Origin of the sequence: Frondihabitans sp. Leaf304, assembly GCF_001423105.1 — a bacterium.
GTDB lineage: Bacteria > Actinomycetota > Actinomycetes > Actinomycetales > Microbacteriaceae > Frondihabitans.
Genome location: NZ_LMNV01000003.1, coordinates 359,732 through 381,512, shown reverse-complemented (window position 1 = coordinate 381,512; position 21,781 = coordinate 359,732). Strand labels below are relative to the sequence as shown.

The following is a 21,781-nucleotide window of genomic DNA, read 5'->3' as shown; positions in this document are numbered from 1 at the left end:
TGGGCCCGGTGCTCCGGTAGGGGCGTCGAGCGGTGCGTTGGTGGTGTGGTGATGACGGGGATGAATCGGGGCGACGACATGCCGCTCACGAGCGGACTGTGATTCGAGACCGCCGGTTAGAGGTCGCCGACCACGGTGTGGACGTCGACTCGGCCGTTGGCGAGGTCGTAGTTGGCCCCGACCACTGCCAACTTACCGGTGGCCACAGCCTCGGAGATGAGAATCGACCGCTCCAGGAGGGCGCCGACCGAGGCCTCGATGTGAAGGCGCCCGACCTCTCGCGGGTCGAGGGCGTGGTCGTCGCCCGGCTGGACGCCGAGTGCGCGGTGGGCCCGCTTGACGGAGGGGACGATCATGTCGATGACGCGCTGGAGGTGGAACGACTGGGGCTCGGAGTCGGCGTCGATCGACTGGATCGCCGCCGCGACCGCACCGCAGCTGTCGTGGCCGAGGACCACGATCAACGGGATGCCCAGCTCGCCGACGGCGAATTCGAGAGAACCGATCACGGTGTCGCCGACGACCTGACCCGCGTTGCGCACGACAAAGAGGTCGCCGAGGCCGGCGTCGAAGATGATCTCGGCACCGAGGCGGGAGTCGGCGCACCCGAAAAGGGCCGCGACGGGGGTCTGGCCGCCCGCGAGCTGAGCGCGTCGATCGGCATCTTGGCGGGGGTGCTCAGGCGCCCCGGCGACGAAGCGCTCGTTGCCGGCTCGCATTTCGTCCCAGGCGGCGCCGGGCGTACGAGTGGGGGTGTCTGCGGTGGTCACGAGCGGTCTCCTGCGGGTGTTCGGAGGTGGGCGGGGTCTGGTGTCAGTCGGAGAGCTGGTCGGCGATGCGACCGGCCAGCAGGTCGAACTCGGCGTCGTCGGCCGTACCGGCGAGGACGACGGTCGAGTCGCCCTCGACTGCGACCATGGCGTATTCGGTGTTGCCGGCGTCCGTCTTGTCGCGCTGGTTGTAGACGGCCCAGCGGACTCCGCCGACCGTCTTCGACGACGTCTGACGAGCCTCGCCGAGCTGGTTGCTGACCCACGTGGGGTTGGCCTTGAAGCCCTGGGTCACCCCGATGAACTGCGTCGACGGAGTGATGAGGCCGACGTACCAGCTAGCGACGCCCGACGAGCCGGCCGGCCGGACCTCGGCGCGGTTGCTCGTCCACCCCGACGGCAGCTGAGGGGCGGCGAGCGTTTCGCTCTGTCGGGGTTGCGCGTCGGCGGCCACCTTCAGGTAATCGATCGTCTTGAGCTGCGAGGCCCCCGGCCGCACGACGACGAGGACGAGCAGTACCACGATGCCCACGGACACGATGATGGCGATGGTGAGGTTGAAGGCTGTTTGATTCTCGCGGTGGGCACGCGAACTGGCGGCTTTGCGGGCGGCCGTCTCAGAGGGGGTCTCGGGCCGCCCCAGTTCGGCGACGACACGGGGTGCGCGCTGCTTGCCGACCGGGGGCGGGGGTGGGGGAACGCTGCTCATTCGGTTACGACCTGAGCTCGTGCCCGCTCGAGACGCTCTTTCGCGCCGAGAAGCCACTCTTCGCACCGGGCGGCAAGCGCCTCCCCGCGCTCCCAGAGGGCGAGCGATCTCTCGAGAGTCGACGACCCCTGCTCGAGCTCGTTCACCACGGTGACGAGCTCGTCGCGCGCCTGCTCGTACGAGAGGTCGGCGACGGCGTTGGAGTCAGCCGTCGCGGTGCGTGCGTCGGCGTCGGAGGAAGAGGTCTGTGCCACGGGGTGATCCTATCGAGAGAGGGTGGACGTCGATGGGGAGGGGAGGGTCAGGCCGAGACCGGGCCGGTGCTGGTGGCGCCGAGCGTGCCCGAGGCGAGGGTCAGGACGAGGGGTGTGGAGTCGGGGGCTTCGGAGGCGTCGCGCAGGACGGCGCCGGAGGGGAGCTGGACGATGGAATAGCCGCGTCGCAGGGTCGACTCGGGTGAGAGGGCGCGAAGCTGGACGGTGAGCTCGGAGACCCGGGTGCTCGCACGCTCGAGCGCTCGCCGCAGCAGCTCCTCGCTGCGGGCCACGTAGCGGACCAGCTCGTCGGCTCGAGACTCGATCATCGTGGCGGGGCGGGCGAGCACAGGCCGGCTGCGGATCTGACCGAGTCGGTCGATCTCGACGTTCACGATGTGGGTGAGACGAGAGCCCATCCGGGCACGGGCTTGACGAACGCCCTGCAGTTCTTCTCCCACGTCGGGGACGACCCGCTTGGCCGCATCGGTCGGCGTCGAAGCGCGGAGGTCGGCTACGTCGTCGAGAAGGGGCCGGTCGGCCTCGTGCCCGATCGCACTGACGATGGGAGTGGTGGCCGCCGCTGCGGCACGTACGAGAGTCTCGTCGCTGAAGCCCAGGAGATTCTGGAAATCGCCACCGCCTCGCGCGACGATGATGACGTCGACCTCGGGGTCGGCGTCGAGCCTCTGCAGCGCGGCGGTCACCTCGCCGACCATCCGGTCGCCCTGCACGGCCGCATGGACGACCTTGAAGTGGACCGAGGGCCACCGCAGCTGAGCATTGCGCAGCACGTCTTTCTCGGCGTCGCTGTCTTTGCCGGTGATGAGGCCGATGCAGCCCGGAAGGAAGGGGAGGGGCCGTTTGCGGTCGGCACCGAAGAGGCCCTCCGATGCGAGCTGGCGTCGGAGACGCTCGAGTCGTTCGAGGAGGTCACCGATGCCGACGTGGCGCATGTCGAAGACCTGCATGGTGAGCGAGCCGCCCTTGACCCAGAAGTTGGGCTTGATCGCCGCGATGACCCGATCGCCCTGCTTGAGGTCGGCGGGGATCTTGCCACGAACGCTCGACCAGATCGAGAACGAGACCGTCGCGTCGATCTCGAGGTCTTTGAGCTTGCCGTAGACGTTGCCGCCGGAGGAGTTCCACTGCGTGATCTCACCCTCGACCCAGGCCGTGCCGAGCCGGTCGATCCAGTCACGGACCTTGCCGGCGAGCAACCCCACCGGCCAGGGGGATTCGGCTGTGGGAGGCGGTGTGACGATCGTCAAAGGGGGCTCCTCCTGGGCGCTTGATCGAGAGACTCTCAGGCCGACCGGACCGGGCCCGCCTAGACTCGCTTCGTGAGCCGAATTACCAATGGCGCTCTCGCCATAGACCTTCCGACGCCGCGTGTTCCCGCGGTGCGCAACAGGCTAAAGGATACCCCCGTCATCGGGCGCAAACGCGTGCTCCTGGCGGCCCCTCGCGGCTACTGCGCTGGTGTCGACCGCGCCGTGATCGCCGTCGAGAAAGCCCTCGAGCACTACGGTTCGCCCGTCTACGTGCGCAAGCAGATCGTGCACAACGTGCACGTCGTCTCCACGCTCGAACAGCAGGGCGCCATTTTCGTCGACGAGGTCGACGAGGTTCCCGAGGGGTCCCACATCGTCTTCAGCGCGCACGGGGTCGCCCCGAGCGTGGTCCAGGGAGCCGCCGATCGTGGTCTCCTGTCGATCGATGCGACCTGCCCCCTGGTCACCAAGGTGCACCGCGAGGCGGTCCGCTTCGCGAAGCAGGATCAGCACATCATCCTCATCGGGCACGCCGGTCACGAAGAGGTCGAGGGCACAATGGGTCACGCCCCCGATCGAACGACACTCGTGCAGAACCCGGCCGAGGTCGACCAGATCGAGGTCGCCGACCCCGACAACCTCGTGTGGCTGTCGCAGACGACCCTCAGCGTCGACGAGACGATGGAGACCGTCAACCGGCTCCGCGAGCGGTTCCCGAACATCCAGAATCCTCCGTCCGACGACATCTGCTACGCGACCCAGAACCGCCAGGTGGCGATCAAGAAGGTCTCGAAAGACGCCGATCTGGTGATCGTGGTCGGCAGCGCCAATAGCTCCAACAGTGTCCGCCTTGTCGAGGTCGCCCTCGAATACGGCGCCAAGGCCGCCTACCGGGTCGACTTCTCTTCCGAGATCCAGCAGGAGTGGCTCGACGGCGTCGAGACAGTCGGCGTCACCTCCGGTGCATCCGTGCCCGAGGTCCTGGTCGACGAGGTGCTCGCCGAGCTCTCCGACGCCGGCTACAACGACGTCGGCGAAGTCGTCACCGCCGAAGAAGACCTGATGTTCTCGCTGCCCAAAGAGCTCCGCAAAGACGCGACCGGCAGCGTCGACTCGCGGGCGCTCGGCGGCCGCACTCGATGACCGATCCCGACGGCGACGTGCGGGTCGAGGGGCGTCCGGCCCCCGAGTACGGCGAGTACGCGCCGCCGGGCTGGGTGAGCCCGGTTGCCCCGGCACCTGTCGATGAGCAACGAGCGCAGGATCCTGCGGCTCGTCAGCAGAGCGACGCACGTCCGGCACCGCCCGAGGCCCGGCAGCGATTCGACGCTCCTCCGCCGACCGGTTCCCCCGTCGCCGGCCCTCCGCCCCGAGCGCTTCGTCGTGCCGCGTTCAATCGCTTCGCCACCGTCCTGCTCGCCGTTCTCGGTGGCTACGACGTCGTCAGTTCGGCGTTCGACGCCAAGACCTTCACCGGCCGCTACGTGTCGGAGTTCACGCGGCTCGGGTACCTGAGTGGCACTTTTCAGAGCACTGCGATCCTCGACACCGTCGCTCTCGTGGCGGCCATCGTCTCGGTGCCGGTCTTTTTGATCGCGCTGGTCGTCGCTCTGCGTCGCCTGCGAGTCGGCAAGCGATCGTGGCTGGTGCTGCTGCTGCCGGGCGTGATCGTCAATCTCGCGCTGGGCCTGGTCGTCGTGGCGATCGTCATGGGCGACCCGTCGTTCACCGGAGCCGTCTAGTCGCATCACCGACCCGGATCCTGGGGTCGATGCACCAGGGCCCGAGACGACGAAAGCCCCGCCCGAGTGGGCGGGGCTTTCGCGTCGAGTCTCAGCCCTGCGAGTGGCCGAACGAGCCGAGCTGCTTGGTGGCCTCGATCACGCGAGCGGCCATGGCGGACTCGGCGATCTTGCCCCAGGAGCGCGGGTCGTAGGTCTTCTTGTTGCCGACCTCACCGTCGACCTTCAAGAAGCCGTCGTAGTTCTTGAGCACCGTGTCGGCGATCGAGCGGGAGAAGGCGTACTGCGTGTCGGTGTCGATGTTCATCTTCACGACACCGTTCGAGACGGCCTCCGAGATCTCGGCGTCGGACGAGCCCGAACCGCCGTGGAAGACGAGCTCGAGGGGCTTGTCTTTCGTGCCGAACTTCTCTTGGATGCCCTGCTGGATCTCGCCGAGGAGTTCGGGGCGGAGCTTGACGTTGCCGGGCTTGTAGACGCCGTGGACGTTGCCAAAGGTGAGCGCCGCGATGTAGCGACCCTTCTCGCCGAGGCCGAGCGCCTCGACCACGCGGGTCACGTCGCCGACGGTCGTGTACAGGGCGTCGTTGGTGCCCTCGTGCTCGACGCCGTCTTCTTCGCCGCCGACGACGCCGATCTCGACCTCGAGAATGGCGTTGATCGCACGGGTGCGCTTGAGCATCTCTTCGGCGATCGAGATGTTCTCGTCGAGGGGAACCGCCGAGCCATCCCACATGTGCGACTGGAACAGCGGGTTACGCCCGGCCTTGATCTCTTCTTCGGAGGCGGCGATCAAGGGCAGCACGAACCCGTCGAGAGCGTCTTTCGGGCAGTGGTCGGTGTGCAGAGCCACGGTGATCGGGTAGTTCTTGGCCACCTCGGTGGCGAACTTGGCGAACGCGATGGCGCCGGCGGCTCGGTTCTTGACGGTCTGGCCGGCGAAGTAGTCGGCGCCTCCGGTCGTGACCTGGATGATGCCGTCGGAGCCGGCCTCGGTCAGACCCTGCAGCACCGAGTTGATGGTCTGCGACGACGAGACGTTGATGGCGGGGTAGGCGAACCCCTGCGCTTTGGCTCGGTCGAGCATCTCGGCGTACTGGTCTGGGGTGGCGACGGGCATGACTTCTCCTTCGATGACGGGCGCGTTCGGGCTCAACTCTAGACTCGCCGCCCAAATGGGCGCTCCATCGCGATGACGATGCACAGACGTGCAGGCGAAAGCCCACCCCGCACGAAGGGATCGAGTCGAGGCCCTAGTAAAGTTCGGAATATGACGACTACGGAGCCAGGCACCCTGTTCACGCACCCCGACCGCAACCTCGGTATGGAGCTGGTGCGAGCGACCGAGGCCGCGGCGATCCGAGCAGCACCGTGGATCGGCCGAGGCGAGAAGAACCTCGCCGACGGCGCCGCGGTCGACGCCATGCGCAAATTCCTCGGCACGGTCGACTTCGACGGCGTCGTGGTGATCGGCGAGGGCGAGAAAGACGAAGCCCCCATGCTGTTCAACGGCGAGCACGTCGGCACGGGCAACGGGGCGTCGTTCGACATCGCCGTCGACCCGATCGACGGCACCTCGCTGACCGCGACCGGCCGCATGAACGCCGTCTCGGTCATCGCCGTCTCGGACCGCGGAACGATGTACGACCCGAGCGCCGTCTTCTACATGGACAAGATCGTGACGGGGCCCGAGGGTCGCGGAGTCATCGACCTCGCCCGCCCGATCGGCGAGAACATCCGCGCCCTGGCCGAGGCCAAGGGCATCCCCGTCGAAGAGATGCAGATCGCCGTCCTCGACCGCCCGCGCCACAAGCAGCTCATCGCCGACATCCGCGCGGCCGGCGCCGGCACGCGCCTGCTGCTCGACGGAGACGTCGCCGGTGGCATCAACGCCGCCCGCCCCGACTCGCGCATCGACATGTGTGTCGGCGTCGGCGGAACCCCCGAGGGCATCATCACCGCGTGCGCCGTCAAAGCGCTCGGCGGCGTGATCCAGGGGCGACTCAAGCCCAAAGACGACACCGAGCGCCAGCGCGCCCTCGACGCCGGTCACGACCTCGACCGGATTCTCGACCAGGACGACCTGGTCACGGGCGACAACACGTACTTCGTCGCGACGGGTGTCACCGACGGTGGCCTCGTGGCCGGTGTCTCGCGCAAGAACGGCCTCATTCGCACCGAGTCGCTCGTGCTGCGGTCGCACTCGGGCACCCAGCGTCGTGTGATCGCCGACCACCTCGAGTCGAAGTGGCTTGGCGAGTAAGAGCTCTTCCGGTCGAAACCCTCGACCGACCATCTCGGGCGGATCTGTCACTTCGGTGGCGGGTCCGCCCGTTTTCGTCGGTCGAGGGAACGCTGCCTAGATAGCTGGGGGAGTTGGCTCGGGTGGGGAGGCAGGTGCAGGCGTGGGTACGGGCGCAGGAGCGGCGTCGAGCTCGGCGATGAGCTCGGGTGCAGCGAGATCGCGCGGTACGTCGTCGATCGGAGGGGACGCCGCGATGACGGTGCTCTCGTCGAGCACGCTCAGCCGTCGCGCCGACGGCAACACCTGCCGCTCGAGCGAGCCGACGAAGCGGTTGTAGTCGGTCACGGTGCCGCGGATCGACCGGCCGAGCTTGTCGACGTGAGTGGCCATCGTCGAGAGGCGGCCGTAGAGCTCGCGGCTCAGATCGAACAGCTGCTTGGCCTCCTGGGTGACGACATCCTGCTGCCAGCTGAAGGCGATGGTCTTGAGCACCGACCAGAGGGTAACGGGGGAGGCCAGCGCCACCTTCTTCTGGAAGGCGTAGTCCATCACGGAGGGGTCGGCCTCGAGGGCCGACGAGACGAGCGATTCGCTCGGGATGAAGGCGATGGTGAGTTCGGGCGACGACTCGAGCCCCGACCAGTAGGCCTTGCTCGACAGGGCGTCGATGTGAGCGCGGACCGCCTTGACGTGCTCGCGGAGCAGCTCGCCCCGGCGCGCGAACTCGGCCCCCGTCGCCGTCGCGGGGATGCTCGACGCCTCGAGATAGGCGGAGAAGGGGACCTTGGCGTCGACCGCGATGTTCTTGCCGCCGGGCAGGTGGATGACCATGTCGGGGCGCCGGGCACCGGAATCGGCCACGATGCCGGTCTGCACGTCGAAGTCGACCCGTTCGAGCAGCCCGGCCGCCTGCACCACGTTGCGGAGCTGCGTCTCGCCCCAGACTCCGCGCGTGCTGTTCGACTTGAGGGCGGCCGCGAGCGACTCGGCCGTCGACCGGAGGCGCTCCTCCGACTCGGCGGCACTCCGCAGCTGCTCACTCAGCTCGCCGTGCTGCCGGTGTCGCTGCTGTTCGAGCTCGGCGACTTTGAGCTGCACGGCTCGCAGAGTCTCGGCGACCGGGCTGAGAGCCGTCAAGACCCGCCCGTCGGATGACGAGCGTCTGGTTTCGGCCTCGGCCGCGGCGATCAGCCGGTCGTGGAGCTCGTCGACCCGTTGCTCCTGCTGCTCGAGCTGCCGCGCGTGCAGCTCTTCTTGCGCGGCGAGGCGATCGCGGAGAGCGGCGGCGGTCGAGTCGGCGGCGGCCGCGCGAGCTGAGAGCAGCAGGCGGCCGATCACGAGACCGGCCACCGCACCGGTGAGAAGACCGAGGAGAAGGGCCATGACGGGAGACATGCGAGGAGTCTGGCAGGAGCTACCGACAGTGCCGTCGGATCCTGGGATCTGGTCTCTACGGTGCTTCAGCAGAGCTGAGACATAATGTCATGACATTAAGCCAAAACCGGTGTACGCTCATCGGGAATCGCAGATCGGCCCACGACGAGGAAGTTGTCCAGACGAGCATGACGCAGACACCAGAGCACCACGCCTTCGACGTGATCACCATGGGTCGAGTGGGCGTCGACATCTATCCGCAGCAAGCCGGGGTTCCGCTCGAGGAGGTCGAGACGTTCTCGAAGTCGGTCGGCGGCAGCGCCACGAATGTCGCCATCGCCGCGTCGCGGTACGAGCACCGCACAGCCGTCGTCACGCGCACCGGTAACGACCCCTTCGGTCGCTACGTCGTGAAAGAACTCGAGCGGCTCGGTGTCTCGACGAAGTTCATCGCATCGGTCGACGGGCTGAACACACCCGTGACCTTCTGCGAGATCTTCCCGCCCGACGACTTCCCCCTCTACTTCTACCGCGCCCCCAAAGCGCCCGACCTCATGATCTCGGTGAAGTCGCTCGACCTCGCCGCGATCGAGCAGACCAAGGTCTTCTGGACAACTGTGACGGGCCTCTCCGAGGAGCCCAGTCGTCAGGCTCACCACGTCGCCTATCAGGCTCGTGCCCGCCGCCCGCTGACGATCCTCGACCTCGACTACCGGCCCATGTTCTGGTCGTCGCCCGAGGTCGCCACCCGCGAGGTCGGCCGTGCGCTCGAGCACGTCACCGTGGCAGTCGGCAACCGCGAGGAATGCGAGATCGCTGTCGGCGAGACCGATCCGCACCGGGCGGCCGATGCTCTTCTCGAACGCGGCGTCGAACTCGCGATCGTCAAGCAGGGGCCGCGGGGTGTGCTCGCGAAGACGGCCGACGAGACGATCGAGGTTCCGGCGCACCTCGTCACCGTCATCAACGGTCTCGGCTCGGGCGACGGCTTCGGCGGTGCCCTCTGCCACGGGCTCATCGAAGGCTGGCCGCTCGAGCGGGTGCTGCGGTTCGCGAATGCCGCCGGCGGTATCGTCGCCACCCGATTCGAGTGCTCGACCGCCATGCCGACCTCGGCCGAGGTCGAGGCTGTTCTCGAGGAGGCTCTCCATGTCTGACGGTTTCACTCACGACGGCATCGACATCGCACGGCTCCGCGACATCAGAGCCACACAGCCCGCTGCCATCGGCGCCGCACTGGCAGCCCGCGTCAAGCGCCCTCTGCTCGAGGGCGACGGACGGCTCTTCATCGTCGCGGCCGATCACACGGCCCGGGGTGCCCTCGGGGTCCGCGGGGACTCGCTGGCCATGTCGGATCGCGGCGAACTGCTGCGACGCCTCGTCGTCGCGCTCGAACGCCCCGGAGTCGACGGCGTGCTCGGAACCCCCGACATCCTCGAAGACCTCGCCCTCCTCGGCGCCCTCGACGGGAAGGTCGTCGTCGGGTCGATGAACCGGGGCGGCCTGCAGGGCGCGAGCTTCGAGATGGACGACCGCTTCACCGCCTATTCGGCCCGCGGTATCGTCGACGCCGGCTTCGACTTCGCGAAGCTGCTCGTGCGGCTCAACCTCGAAGACGCCGGTACGGCGGCGACGGTCGAGGCCACGGCGCGGGCGGTCAGCGAGGCGGCTGCCCTGAAGCTCCCGATCATGCTCGAGCCGTTCGTCTCGAACTGGGTCGACGGCGCGATCGTCAACGACCTCTCGACCGAGGCCGTGATCAAGTCGGTCGCCATCGCCTCGGGCCTCGGAGAGTCAACGGCGTACAGCTGGCTGAAGCTGCCGGTCGTCGATGAGATGGAACGTGTCATGGCGGCGACGACCCTCCCGACCCTGCTCCTCGGCGGCGATCCGGCCGAGAACCCGGACGCGAGCTACGCAAAGTGGGCCGATGCGCTGGCGCAGCCGGGTGTCCGCGGCCTCACCGTCGGGCGCACCCTCCTCTACCCGCCTGACGACGACGTCCAGGGCGCCGTCGACATCGCGGCGAGTCTGGTCCATTCCGAGCAGTCGGCGCCGACGGGGTCCGCGTCGATCCAGCCCGCGCAGACCCAACACGCCTAGTTCAGAAAGAAGCAGCCATGACCACCACCGCTCCCTCGACCGACAGCACGAGCACCGCGCTTCCCGAGATCACCCACTGGATCGACGGTCAGCGCGTCGCCGGTACCTCCGGCCGCACCAGCCCGGTCTTCGACCCGGCCCTCGGCGTCGCGACGAAGAACGTCGCCCTCGCCAGCCAAGACGAGATCGACCGGGCCATCGCGAGCGCCAAGAGAGCCTTTCCGGCCTGGCGAGACATGTCGATCACCAAGCGCCAGCAGATCATGTTCCGCTTTCGCGAGCTGGTGAACGAGCGCAAAGACGAGCTCGCCCAGATCCTGACCGCCGAGCACGGCAAGGTCGTCTCCGACTCCCTCGGCGAGATCCAGCGCGGCCTCGAGGTGCTCGAACTCGCCACCGGCTTCCCGCACCTGATCAAGGGCGAGTTCAGCCAGCAGGTCTCGACGGGTGTCGACGTCTACTCGACCAAATCGCCACTCGGCGTCGTGGGCATCATCAGCCCCTTCAACTTTCCGGTCATGGTGCCGATGTGGTTCTTCCCCATCGCCATCGCGGTCGGCAACACCGTCGTGCTCAAGCCGAGTGAGAAGGATCCCTCGTCGTCGATCTTCCTGGCCGAGCTGTTCCAGGAGGCGGGGCTTCCCGACGGCGTCTTCACCGTGCTCCAGGGCGACAAGCTCGCCGTCGACGGCCTGCTGAACAGCCCCGACGTGGCCAGCATCTCGTTCGTCGGGTCGACCCCGATCGCGAAGTACATCTACGAGACCGCGGCGAAGAACGGCAAGCGCGTCCAGGCGCTCGGCGGGGCGAAGAACCACATGCTGGTGCTGCCCGACGCCGACCTCGAGCTCGTCGCCGACAGTGCCATCAACGCCGGCTTCGGCTCGGCCGGCGAACGGTGCATGGCGATCAGCGTGCTCGTCGCGGTCGGCGACGTGGCCGACAAGGTCGTGCCGATGATCAAGGAGCGCATGGCGAAGCTCGTCGTCGGCGATGGTCGACGCTCGTGCGACATGGGCCCGCTCGTCACCCGGCAGCACCGCGACAAGGTGGCCTCGTACGTCGACATCGCTCTCGAAGACGGTGCCGAGGTCGTCGTCGACGGGCGTGAAGTAGCCGTCGACGGCGAGAAGGACGGCTTCTGGTTCGGCCCCACCCTCATCGACCGGGTTCCGCTCACGAGCCGCGTCTACACCGAAGAGATCTTTGGCCCGGTGCTCAGCGTCGTGCGCGTCGACACCTATGAGGAGGGCGTCGAGCTCATCAACTCGGGTGCGTTCGGCAACGGCACCGCGATCTTCACCAACGACGGCGGGGCCGCGAGGCGCTTCCAGAACGAGATCGAGGTCGGCATGATCGGCATCAACGTGCCGATCCCTGTCCCCGTCGCGTATTACTCGTTCGGCGGTTTCAAAGACTCGATCTTCGGCGACTCGAAGGCTTACGGTCTGCAGGGCTTCCACTTCTTCACGCGCGAGAAGGCGATCACGTCGCGCTGGTCCGACCCGTCGCACGGCGGCATCAACCTCGGATTCCCGCAGGCCTAGTCGATGGCTCCGCAGCAGAACTGGTTCCATCCGAGAGGCGCCCTCGCCCGCGACGGCTGGGAGAGCGTCGTCGACGATTCCCTCGAAGGGTGGCAGCACACCGGCATCCGTGTCGGTGCGCTGACCGAGGGCAGGTCGCTCGGGTTCGAGGGCGTCGACGTCGAGCGGATGATCGTCCCGCTATCGGGCGATGTCCACGTCGAGTACGTGACGAGCGAAGGATCCCACGGCTCACTCGATCTCGCCGGTCGCGCTTCGGTCTTCGACGGTCCGCCCGATGTGGCGTACACGGGTGTGGGCACGAGCGTCGCACTCACCGGCACCGGCCGCGTCGCGGTCGCCGAGGCGCCCGCGACCGAGGCGCTCGACGTGCAGGTGCTCCGCAAAGCCGACATTCCCGTCGAGATCCGCGGTGCCGGTCGTTCGACCCGGCAGGTGCACAACTACGGCACCCCGGCGGGCCTTCGTGCGCAGAAGCTCATCGTGTGCGAGGTCATCACGCCGGCCGAGAACTGGTCGTCGTACCCGGCGCACAAGCACGACGAGTCGGTGCCCGGCCACGAGTCGAAGCTGGAAGAGATCTACTACTTCGAGTCGGCGGTGTCGCGCGGTGTGACCGCACCCCTCGAGGCCGACCCGTTCGGCATGTTCGCGACGTACTCGTCGCCGGCCGGCCAGATCGACATCAACGCGCTCGTGCGCACTGGAGACATCGCCCTGGTGCCCTTCGGCTATCACGGCCCGGCCGTTGCGGCCCCGGGCTACGACCTCTACTACCTCAACGTGATGGCGGGCCCCGACCCCGAGCGGGTCTGGAACATCTCCGACGATCCGGCCCACGGCTGGGTCCGGGCGGAATGGGAATCGCAGGAGCCCGACCCCCGCCTGCCCTACACCGAAACACCGAAAGAAGCGTCTCGATGAGCACCCCGAACACCAAGCGAATGACCGTCGGCCAGGCCCTGGTCGAGTTTCTGGCGAACCAGTGGACGGTCGACGGCGACGTGCGCGAGCGCACGATCCCCGGCATGTTCGGCATCTTCGGCCACGGCAACGTGGCGGGAGTCGGCCAGGCGCTCAAGCAGTTGCACGACACCGACCCCGGCCTCATGCCCTACCTCCAGGCGCGCAACGAGCAGGCGATGGTGCACGAATCGGTCGGATTCGCGCGCATGCACCGTCGCCGCGCGACGTACGCCTCGACCGCGTCGGTTGGCCCGGGCGCTGCCAACATGCTCACCGGGGCGGCGCTCGCCACGACGAATCGGCTGCCCGCCCTGCTCCTGCCGAGCGATACTTTCGCGACCCGGGTGTCGGATCCTGTGCTCCAGCAGATCGAGATGCCCCACGACACCTCTGTCAGCGTCAACGACGCGTTCCGCCCGCTGTCGCGGTACTTCGACCGGGTCGATCGCCCCGAGCAGCTCTTCTCGATCGCGCTCGCGGCGATGCGCGTCTTGACCGACCCGGTCGAGACCGGCGCCGTCACGATCGCGCTGCCCGAAGACGTCCAGGCGGAGGCGCTCGACGTGCCGCTCGAGTTCTTGCAGCCGCGCGAGTGGCACATTCGACGTCCGGTGCCCGAGAGGGGGCCACTCGCCCGTGCCGTCGCCGCAATTGCTAACGCAAAGCGCCCCATCATCGTCGCCGGCGGCGGCGTGATCTACTCGGACGCCGAGCAGCAGCTGAGGGCCTTCGCCGAGGCCACCGGCATCCCGGTCGGCACGTCGCAGGCGGGCGGGGGAGCCCTCGACTGGGATCACCCGCAGTACCTCGGCGGGGTCGGCGCGACCGGAACCCTCGCGGCCAATCACCTCGCAGCGGAGGCCGACGTCGTCATCGGCATCGGCACGCGCTACAGCGACTTCACGACCGCCTCTCGCACCGCCTTCCAAGATCCCGACGTCACGTTTGTCAACATCAACGTGGCTTCGTTCGACGCCTACAAGCACGGATCGCAGCTGCCGGTGATCGCCGACGCCCGCGAGGCCCTCGACGCGCTCGCCGAGGCCCTCGCCGACTTCCGTGTCGATGCTGACTACGCCGCTCGCATCAAAGCCGAGAAGACCGCCTGGGACGCCCTCGTCGACCAGGCGTTCGAGCCGAGCGGCCTCGCGCTCCCCGGCCAGCCCGAGATCATCGGGGCGATCCAGTCGGGCAGCGCCCCCACGGATGTCGTCGTACAGGCCGCCGGATCCTTGCCGGGCGATCTGCACAAGCTCTGGCGCGTGCGTGACAGCCTCGGCTACCACGTCGAGTACGCCTTCTCGTGCATGGGCTACGAGATCGCCGGCGGCATCGGCGTCAAGCGCGCCGCCCCCGAGCGCGACGTGATCGTCATGGTCGGCGACGGGTCGTACCTGATGCTGCACACCGAGCTCGTCACGGCCGTCGCCGAGGGCATCAAGGTGATCGTCGTGCTGATTCAGAACCACGGCTACGCCTCGATCGGCCACCTCTCCGAGACGGTCGGGTCGGAGCGCTTCGGCACCCTCTATCGACGGCAGGATCCCGACACCCTCGACTTCCAGGGGGCCGAGTTGCTCCCGGTCGACCTCGCCATGAACGCGCGCAGCTACGGCCTCGACGTGATCGAGATCGAACCGACGGCCCGTGCTATCGATGACCTGTCGGCGGCGCTGGCCACCGCCAAGGCGTCCGACACCTCGACGCTGATCCATGTCAACAGCGACCCCCGGGTCTACGCGCCCGACGGCGACGGCTGGTGGGACGTGCCGGTGGCCGAGGTCTCGACGATCCCGTCGACGAAGGCCGCCTACGACGACTACCTCGCGGAGCGGGCCCACCAGCGTCCGCTCCTCGGCTGACCATTCACCACCTCCACCAGAAAGACGAAGACGTCATGACCGTCACCTCCACCACCGTCGACCGGGGCATCCGCATCGGCACCGCGCCCGACTCCTGGGGCGTCTGGTTCCCGGAGCACCCCAGCCAGATTCCCTGGGATCGCTTTCTCGACGAGGTCGAGAAGGCTGGCTACGAGTGGATCGAGCTCGGGCCGTTCGGCTACCTGCCGACCGACCCGCACCAGCTCGAAGACGAACTGGGCAAGCGGGGCCTCAAGCTCTCGGCCGGAACGGTCTTCACCGGGCTGCACAAGGGTGACGACCAATGGCAGCGCGCCTGGGATCAAGCCCTGAACGTCGCGGGTCTCGCCTCGAAGCTCGGCGCGGAGCACCTCGTCGTGATCCCCGACCTCTGGCGGAGCGACCTCGACGCGAGTGTGATCGAGTCGCGCACGCTCACGACCGAGCAGTGGGGCAAGCTCGGCGCGGGCCACGACAAGCTCGGCAAAGCACTGCTCGAAGAGTTCGGCGTGAAGCAGCAGTTCCACACGCACGCCGACAGCCACGTTGGCACTTACCAGGAGACCGAGCGGTTCCTCGAGGTGACCGACCAGCAGTTCACGAACCTCTGCCTCGACACCGGGCACTTCGCCTACTACGGCGGCGACAACGTGAGGCTCATCGAGCAGTACCCCGACCGCATCGGCTACCTCCACCTCAAGCAGGTCGACTCCGACCTGCGCTTCACGGTGCTGAAGAACGACATCCCGTTCGGCGACGCCGTCGCGATGGGCGTCATGGTCGAGCCGCCGACGGGGGTGCCCGAGTTCGCGCCGATCATCGAGGCGGTCGCGAAGATCGACCCGACCATCTTCGGAATCGTCGAGCAAGACATGTTCCCGGTCTCGTCGATCGACCTGCCCCTCGGCATCGCCACCCGCACCCGCGAGCACATCTTCGGCTGCACGTCGGCCGCCCGCATCCACTGATCCGCTTCCGCTCTCAAGGAGACCCCATGTCTGTGTCACCCGCTCCCCTCCGCGTCGCCGTCGTCGGCGCCGGTGCCATGGGCGCCGACCACGTCCGCCGAATCACCACCCGGATCTCGGGCGCCGAGGTCACGGCGGTCGTCGACCCCGACACCGGCCGCGCCACGGCCGCCGCCGAGCTCGCGCCCGGCTCGGTGACCTTCGCCTCGTTCGAGGAGGCATTGAAGGCTGTCGAACTCGACGCCGTCATCATCGCGACGCCCGGGTTCTTGCACGAGCCGGTGATCCTGCCCGCGCTCGATGCGGGTCTGGCGATCCTGAGCGAGAAGCCGCTGAGCGACACGGTCGAGTCGAGCCTTCGCATCGTCGAGGCCGAGCAGAAGCTCGCTCGCCCGCACATCCAGGTGGGCTTCATGCGCCGGTTCGACGCCGGCTACCTCCAGCTCCGAGAGCTCGTGGAGCGCGGCGATAACGGGGCACTGCTCGCCCTCCACTGCGCGCATCGCAATCCGTCCACACCGCCGAACTACTCGGAGTCGGCCCTCATCACCGACTCGGTCATCCACGAGATCGACATCGTGCCCTTCCTCACCGGCGAGCCGATCGTCTCGGTCGAAGTGAAGAAGCCGCGCCGCAACTCGCTCGCCCCCGACGGCCTGGTGGAGCCGCAGTTCGTGCTCTTCGAGACCGCGTCGGGCACGCTGGCCATCGTCGAGATCAGCGTCAACATCCAGTTCGGCTACCAGGTCACCACCGATGCCGTCTTCGAGTCGGGAGTCGCCTCGATCGGGCGCGCCGAGACGATCCAGATCGCCTCCGCCGGGCAGATCGGCCAGTCGGTGACCCCGTCGTTCAAGGAGCGCTTCGGGCTCGCCTACGACACCGAGATCCAGCGTTGGGTCGACGCCGCGCACCGGGGTGAGATCGACGGGCCCTCGGCCTGGGACGGCTACCTCGCCAGCGTCGTCGCCGACGCCGGTGTGCTCGCGCAGCAGTCGGGCAAGAAAGAACCCGTCACCTGCGCGATCGAGAAGCCGGCCTTTTACGAGACGCGGCAGTCGCTCGCGACGGCCCCTTCCTCGGCGACGGCCTAGTCGGATCCTGAAGCCATGGTGAAGATCGCTCTCGACCCGACCCCGTTCCATCACGACTACTCGCTGCTCGAGCTGCCGCAGAAGGTGCGCGACCTCGGGTACGACTACCTCCAGCTCACCCCGCACAAAGACTTTCTCCCCTTCTTTCGGCACCCGAAGGCAGACGACGACCTGGTCGACGCGTTCGCCGCAGCCTGCACGAGCGCGGGAGTGCAGGTGGCGTCGGTGCTGCCGGTGCTGCGCTGGTCGAGCCCGGTCGAGGCGGAGCGCCTCGCGGCTGTGAAGCAGTGGAAGCGCGTGATCGACATCACCGCCAGGCTCGGCGTCGATCTGATCAACACCGAGTTCAGCGGCCGACCCGAGCTGCAGGAGGAGTCGGAGCGCGCCTTCTACGAGTCGATGGAAGAGCTGCTCCCGCTCTTCGAGCGCGAGGGCATCCGCGTGCTGATCGACCCGCACCCCGACGACTTCGTCGAGGACGGCCTCGAGGCGGTGCGGGTGATCCGCGGGCTCAATTCGAAGCAGGTCGGGTTCGCCTTCGTGGCCTGCCACACGTTCCACTACGGCGATCAGACACCCGCCATCTTCGAGGCGGCAGGGCAGTCGATCGGCCTCGTGCACATCGCCGACACGTTCGACCACCACCGGTCGCACGGCTTGCGCTACATCACGAATCCGCCGGGCAACGCGGTCCGGGTGCACCAGCACCTGCCGATCGGGGGCGGCGACGTCAACTTCGGCGAGTTCTTCGGCGGGCTGAAAGGCCTCGGGTTCTTCGACCGCGACGACACCGTCGCGGTGTCGAGCGTGTTCGCCGACGACGAGAACGCCGACGAGGTGTCGCGCTATCAGCTCGCCGAGATCCGGTCGCGGATCGCCTAGGCCTGAGCTTTGACACCGGTGTGCGGTGACGACTCCGTCGATCGACGGTGTCTCACCCGAAGAGCGGTGCCATAGCCATCGAGATATGTTAGGACAATAAGACCAGAGCGCCTAGGCTGGTCGACGAGACGGGAGACCCACCATGACGACGACTGCCACCGACACGCGCCCCAGCACACTTCGAGCCGCGCACGACACGCCCACCAGCCTCTGGAACGATTCCGCGGATCCTCGTGAACTGAGCCGGTCGATCGCCGAGTTCGGCGCCGTCGGGGCGACCTGCAACCCGGTGATCGCCTACACCTGCATCAAAAACGACCCCGAGACCTGGGTGCCGCGCATCCGTCAGCTGGCCGACGAGTTCCCCACCGCGGGGGAGTCGGAGCTCGGCTGGAAGGCCGTTGAAGAGCTGTCGATCGGCGCCGCTCAGCTGCTCGAGCCGGCCTTCGAGGCGTCGGGCGGGCGCAACGGCCGTCTCTCGATGCAGACCGACCCGCGCTTTCACCGCGACAAAGACGCCCTGGTCGCACAAGCCATCTATTTCTCGGGGCTCGCGAGGAACATCATCGTGAAGATCCCGGCGACAAAGCTGGGTATCGAGGCGATCGAGGAGGCCGTCTACCGGGGCGTCAGCATCAATGCCACGGTCTCGTTCACCGTGGCTCAGGCCGTCGCTGTCGCGCAGGCGATGGAGCGCGCCCTCGACCGCCGCGCCGCCGACGGGCTGCCTGAAAAAGAGTTCGGCAACGTCGTCACGATCATGGGTGGGCGCCTCGACGACTGGCTCAAGGCCGTCGTCAAGCGCGACCGGATCATGATCGACCCCGGCTACCTCGAGTGGGCCGGCGTCGCTGCGCTCAAGAAGGCGCACCACCTCTTTACGGCACGCGGCTATCGTGCCCGCGTGCTGTCAGCGGCCTTCCGCAACCACCTGCAGTGGTCGGAGCTCGTCGGCGGCGACCTGGTGGTCTCCCCGCCGTTCCAGTGGCAGGTCGATATCAACGCAGCAGCCCTTCCGGCCGAGAACCGCATCGACGTCCCCGTGGATCCTGAGATCATCCAGATCCTGCGCGATAAGGTTCCCGAGTTCAGCCGCAGCTACGACGAAGACGGCATGACGCCCGACGAGTTCGACCGCTTCGGTGCCACCGTCACGACGTTGCGCCAGTTCCTCGACGCCGACGCTCAGCTCGATGCGCTGGTGCGCGACATCCTGGTTCCCGCGGTCTGACTCCCACACTCGCAACCCCCAAAACCGAAGGATCCCCATGCCCCTCGTTCGTATCGACGTCATCCAGGGCCACTCCGCCGAGACGCTCACCGCCATCGCCGACGCCATCCACGAAGCCATCGTCGAGGTTTACGGCATTCCGCCCCGCGACCGCTTCCAGATCATCACCGAGCAGCCCGCCGCGCGGATCATCGCTCAAGACGCCGGTCTCGGCTTCGAGCGTACCGACGGTGTCGTCATGATCCAGATCTTCACGCAGCGCGGTCGTTCGACCGACGACAAGGCGGCGCTCTACGCCCGGATCGCCTCCGGGCTCGCGGCTGTCGGTGTCGCGGGCGAGAACGTGTTCATCGGCTACGTCGAGAACGGGCCGGAAGACTGGTCGTTCGGTTTCGGTGCCGCGCAGTACATGACGGGCGAGCTGAACGTTCCCAGGGCCTAAGACGGCTCAGTTACAAGGCTCAGAGCCTCAAAGGCTCTCGGCTACTTTTCGACCAGCGTGATGGAGAACGAGTAGAGGTCGGGGCGGTAGCAGTGGTAGCCGACTTCGACCGCTCGGCCGGAGGCGTCGTACGCCGTGCGGGTCATCGTGAGCACGGCACCGTGCTCGTCGATTTCGAGCAGAGACGCCTCGTCGTCGTAGCTGGCCCGTGCTCCGATGGTCTGCTTTGCAACACGGATCGTCACGCCCCGGCCGCGGAGGATCTGATAGAGGCCGAACTCGTCAAAGTCGACCTCGGACAGGTCGGCCACAGCGGTCGGGAGGTAGTTCTCGAGCAGGGCGACGGGAACATCGTCGGCCAGGCGGAGGCGTCGGAGGTGGGTGACGGGGTCTCCGACGTCGATGCCCAGGGCCTCGGCGATCGGTTCGTCGGCCGGGATGACGCTGTGCCCGAGCACGGTCGTCGTGGGATGCTGATCGCCGTTCTTGAGGTCGTCGAAGAGGCTGGTCAGTTCGACCTTCCGGCTGACCGGACCGTGCACGACCTGCGTGCCGATACCCCGCCGCCTGACGAGAAGACCCTTGTCGACCAGCTCCTGAATAGCGCGTCGAATAGTGGGGCGCGAGAGGCCGAGCCGTTCACCGAGGGCGACCTCGTTCTCCAGGCGCGATCCGGCGGGCAGGCGGCCGGAGGTGATGGCCTGCTCGAGGCGGGTCGAGACCTGGAAGTACAGGGGCATGGGCCCGGATCTGTCGAGATCCATGAAGAGGTCCGCTGGTAAGACGCCATCCTGCGCTGTCATCGCCACTCCCCGCTGCACGGGCGACCCCGTAGACCGTAGGGTCTGGCCGCATATGTGCTGACAATAGCATCCGTCCAGTTGAGGGAGCGTCGGCTCGCGCCGGAGGCCATCAGTGCAGGCACTTTGGGGGACTGCGCGGTGCGTTCGCGACACGTAGCGTGGGAGCAACCGATCGCTTGGGAGCCCCATGCCGCGCACTGTCCGTTCCTCCACAGCCGTGGTCGTCTCGGCCGCCGCCGTCGCGGCCCTCGTCGCGGGCGGTCTCACCGCCGCCGCACCCGCGCCCGCCGAGGCTGCTACGACCGCGGCCGCTACGACCGCTCTGGCCGTCCGCGTCGCCGGATCGCAGGGGTCGTGGCATCTCACTGTCGGAGGCAGGCCTACACGGTGAAGGGCGTCACCTACGACCCGAACGTCAACGCACCCGCGAAGTACCTTCCCGACATCGCGTCGATGGGCGCGAACACCGTGCGCGACTGGGGCACCGATGTCTCGAGCACGACCGACACCTTCTTCGCGCAGGCTCGCGCCAACCGCCTCCGTGTGATCGCGGGTCTGTGGATCGACCAGAACCAGAATTGGACGACGAACTCGGCCTACCAGAAGCAGGCGCTCGCGACCATCAAGAAGACCGTGACGGCCTACAAAGACGACAACGCGGTGCTGATGTGGGACGTCGGCAACGAGGTGATGCTCACCCTGCCGAACGCCACCCAGCGAGCCGGCTACGCGAAGTTCATCGAGAAGGCCGCGAAGGCGATCCACGCCATCGACTCCCACCACTTGGTGACCTCCACCGACGCTCAGACGGCGTTCTGGCCGGCGTACGAGAAGTACGCGCCGTCGCTCGACGTGTTCGGGCTCAACATGTACGGCGGGATCCCGACGGTCGAGAAGGCGTGGCGGGCCGGGAAGTTCACCAAGCCGTACGTGCTCACCGAGGCGGGCCCCTTCGGATCCTGGGAGGTCGCCCGCGACGCGAACGGTCAGCCGGTCCAGCCGACCGATGCTGCCAACGCCCGCACCTACGCTTCGGCATGGTCGAACATCACCGGGGCCCGGGGTATCTCGCTCGGCGGCACCATGTTCCACTACAGCAATCAGACCGACCTGCAGTCTCTCTGGTTCGGCATCCGGCCGGGAGACAAGAAGCGCGCCTCGTACTACGCGCTCGCGAAGGCCTGGGGCGGGTCGGGCGGCTCGAACCGGCCGCCGGTCGTGTCGTCGCTGCGGTTCTCGGTCGGGTCGGTGAAGGCCGGCAAGACGTTCACCCTCGCGGCGCCGGCGGCGGATCCTGACCGCGACAAGTTGACCTGGAGCGTGTCGCGGACGTCGGCCACGATCGACCAGAACGGCACCGCCCCGCGCGCCAACTTCACCAAGGTGAGTACCGGGCGGTATCGGATCAAGGCTCCCGCAGCGGCCGGGGTCTACCGCTTCTACGTGCAGGTGTCGGACGGCAAGGGCAACGTCGACATCGAGTCGAAGACGATCAAGGTCGTGCGCTAGCTCCCG

General features: G+C 67.6%; 22 protein-coding genes. 15 read left to right on the top strand and 7 right to left on the bottom strand.

The genetic code is table 11. The annotated features are described in order from the left end of the window. Window positions 1-116: 116 nt before the first annotated feature. The 4 genes from ASF54_RS12080 to xseA form a co-directional block, all read right to left on the bottom strand. Window positions 117-719, bottom strand: coding sequence for a carbonic anhydrase (locus ASF54_RS12080; protein ID WP_055963224.1), 603 nt, complete (start codon window positions 717-719; stop codon window positions 117-119). A 94-nt stretch (window positions 720-813) separates the two neighbouring features. After that, entirely contained in the window at window positions 814-1,479 is a 666-nt protein-coding gene (locus tag ASF54_RS12075; protein WP_055963221.1) for a DUF4245 domain-containing protein, read from the bottom strand. Then, the gene (locus ASF54_RS12070; RefSeq protein ID WP_055963217.1) at window positions 1,476-1,733 is read right to left on the bottom strand and encodes an exodeoxyribonuclease VII small subunit; all 258 of its coding nucleotides are present in this window, start codon (window positions 1,731-1,733) and stop codon (window positions 1,476-1,478) included. The genes ASF54_RS12075 and ASF54_RS12070 overlap by 4 nt, the downstream gene beginning before the upstream one ends. A gap of 47 nt (window positions 1,734-1,780) precedes the next feature. Beyond that, window positions 1,781-3,004: an exodeoxyribonuclease VII large subunit gene (gene xseA, locus ASF54_RS12065; RefSeq protein ID WP_055963216.1), complete on the bottom strand. Its 1,224-nt coding sequence runs from the start codon at window positions 3,002-3,004 to the stop codon at window positions 1,781-1,783. Window positions 3,005-3,136: 132 nt separating this feature from the next. On the opposite strand from xseA, the gene ASF54_RS12060 reads away from it, so the two are divergent. Both ASF54_RS12060 and ASF54_RS12055 read left to right on the top strand, forming a co-directional pair. Then, entirely contained in the window at window positions 3,137-4,150 is a 1,014-nt protein-coding gene (locus tag ASF54_RS12060; protein ID WP_055963213.1) for a 4-hydroxy-3-methylbut-2-enyl diphosphate reductase, read from the top strand. Beyond that, complete coding sequence (locus tag ASF54_RS12055) at window positions 4,147-4,749, top strand: DUF6264 family protein (protein ID WP_055963210.1); 603 nt, start codon at window positions 4,147-4,149, stop codon at window positions 4,747-4,749. The genes ASF54_RS12060 and ASF54_RS12055 overlap by 4 nt, the downstream gene beginning before the upstream one ends. Window positions 4,750-4,840: 91 nt before the next feature. Here the strand turns inward: ASF54_RS12055 and fbaA are convergent, their stop codons facing one another. Beyond that, on the bottom strand, window positions 4,841-5,869 hold the full coding sequence (gene fbaA, locus ASF54_RS12050; protein WP_055963207.1) for a class II fructose-bisphosphate aldolase: 1,029 nt from the start codon (window positions 5,867-5,869) through the stop codon (window positions 4,841-4,843). A 150-nt stretch (window positions 5,870-6,019) separates the two neighbouring features. Here fbaA and glpX point away from each other — a divergent pair, with 150 nt between their 5' ends. Further along, on the top strand, window positions 6,020-7,012 hold the full coding sequence (gene glpX, locus ASF54_RS12045) for a class II fructose-bisphosphatase (protein WP_055963206.1): 993 nt from the start codon (window positions 6,020-6,022) through the stop codon (window positions 7,010-7,012). A 96-nt stretch (window positions 7,013-7,108) separates the two neighbouring features. Here glpX and ASF54_RS12040 read toward each other — a convergent pair whose 3' ends face one another. Beyond that, window positions 7,109-8,389 (bottom strand): DNA recombination protein RmuC, encoded by a 1,281-nt coding sequence (locus ASF54_RS12040; RefSeq protein ID WP_084816234.1) that lies wholly within the window; start codon window positions 8,387-8,389, stop codon window positions 7,109-7,111. A 167-nt stretch (window positions 8,390-8,556) separates the two neighbouring features. Here ASF54_RS12040 and iolC point away from each other — a divergent pair, with 167 nt between their 5' ends. The 10 genes from iolC (at window position 8,557) to ASF54_RS11990 (ending at window position 19,463) form a co-directional block, all read left to right on the top strand. Beyond that, a complete protein-coding gene (iolC, locus tag ASF54_RS12035; RefSeq protein WP_055963203.1) occupies window positions 8,557-9,525 on the top strand; it encodes a 5-dehydro-2-deoxygluconokinase in 969 nt (322 codons plus the stop codon). Then, window positions 9,518-10,471, top strand: a complete 954-nt coding sequence (locus tag ASF54_RS12030; protein WP_055963200.1) for a class I fructose-bisphosphate aldolase — start codon at window positions 9,518-9,520, stop codon at window positions 10,469-10,471. Before iolC ends, ASF54_RS12030 begins: the two co-directional genes overlap by 8 nt. Window positions 10,472-10,488: 17 nt before the next feature. Next, complete coding sequence (locus ASF54_RS12025) at window positions 10,489-12,018, top strand: CoA-acylating methylmalonate-semialdehyde dehydrogenase (protein WP_055963197.1); 1,530 nt, start codon at window positions 10,489-10,491, stop codon at window positions 12,016-12,018. Between the two features lie 3 nt (window positions 12,019-12,021). Further along, window positions 12,022-12,942 (top strand): 5-deoxy-glucuronate isomerase, encoded by a 921-nt coding sequence (gene iolB, locus ASF54_RS12020; RefSeq protein WP_055963194.1) that lies wholly within the window; start codon window positions 12,022-12,024, stop codon window positions 12,940-12,942. Beyond that, window positions 12,939-14,846: a 3D-(3,5/4)-trihydroxycyclohexane-1,2-dione acylhydrolase (decyclizing) gene (gene iolD, locus ASF54_RS12015; RefSeq protein ID WP_055963191.1), complete on the top strand. Its 1,908-nt coding sequence runs from the start codon at window positions 12,939-12,941 to the stop codon at window positions 14,844-14,846. The genes iolB and iolD overlap by 4 nt, the downstream gene beginning before the upstream one ends. A 35-nt stretch (window positions 14,847-14,881) precedes the next feature. Next, complete coding sequence (locus tag ASF54_RS12010) at window positions 14,882-15,814, top strand: sugar phosphate isomerase/epimerase family protein (protein ID WP_055963186.1); 933 nt, start codon at window positions 14,882-14,884, stop codon at window positions 15,812-15,814. 26 nt (window positions 15,815-15,840) lie between these two features. Further along, window positions 15,841-16,908: a Gfo/Idh/MocA family protein gene (locus tag ASF54_RS12005; RefSeq protein WP_055963183.1), complete on the top strand. Its 1,068-nt coding sequence runs from the start codon at window positions 15,841-15,843 to the stop codon at window positions 16,906-16,908. A gap of 18 nt (window positions 16,909-16,926) precedes the next feature. Then, a complete protein-coding gene (locus ASF54_RS12000) occupies window positions 16,927-17,790 on the top strand; it encodes a sugar phosphate isomerase/epimerase family protein (RefSeq protein ID WP_055964031.1) in 864 nt (287 codons plus the stop codon). A 142-nt stretch (window positions 17,791-17,932) separates the two neighbouring features. Then, entirely contained in the window at window positions 17,933-19,021 is a 1,089-nt protein-coding gene (locus ASF54_RS11995; RefSeq protein WP_055963180.1) for a transaldolase family protein, read from the top strand. Window positions 19,022-19,058: 37 nt separating this feature from the next. Beyond that, window positions 19,059-19,463, top strand: coding sequence for a tautomerase family protein (locus tag ASF54_RS11990; RefSeq protein ID WP_055963177.1), 405 nt, complete (start codon window positions 19,059-19,061; stop codon window positions 19,461-19,463). A gap of 41 nt (window positions 19,464-19,504) precedes the next feature. On the opposite strand, the gene ASF54_RS11985 is transcribed toward ASF54_RS11990, so the two are convergent. Further along, entirely contained in the window at window positions 19,505-20,266 is a 762-nt protein-coding gene (locus ASF54_RS11985; protein ID WP_055963174.1) for a GntR family transcriptional regulator, read from the bottom strand. Window positions 20,267-20,453: 187 nt separating this feature from the next. On the opposite strand from ASF54_RS11985, the gene ASF54_RS11980 reads away from it, so the two are divergent. Together ASF54_RS11980 and ASF54_RS11975 are read left to right on the top strand one after the other, a co-directional pair. After that, on the top strand, window positions 20,454-20,657 hold the full coding sequence (locus ASF54_RS11980; protein ID WP_055963171.1) for a hypothetical protein: 204 nt from the start codon (window positions 20,454-20,456) through the stop codon (window positions 20,655-20,657). Further along, window positions 20,654-21,775, top strand: a complete 1,122-nt coding sequence (locus ASF54_RS11975; protein WP_055963168.1) for an Ig-like domain-containing protein — start codon at window positions 20,654-20,656, stop codon at window positions 21,773-21,775. Before ASF54_RS11980 ends, ASF54_RS11975 begins: the two co-directional genes overlap by 4 nt. The last annotated feature ends 6 nt before the right edge of the window (window positions 21,776-21,781 follow it).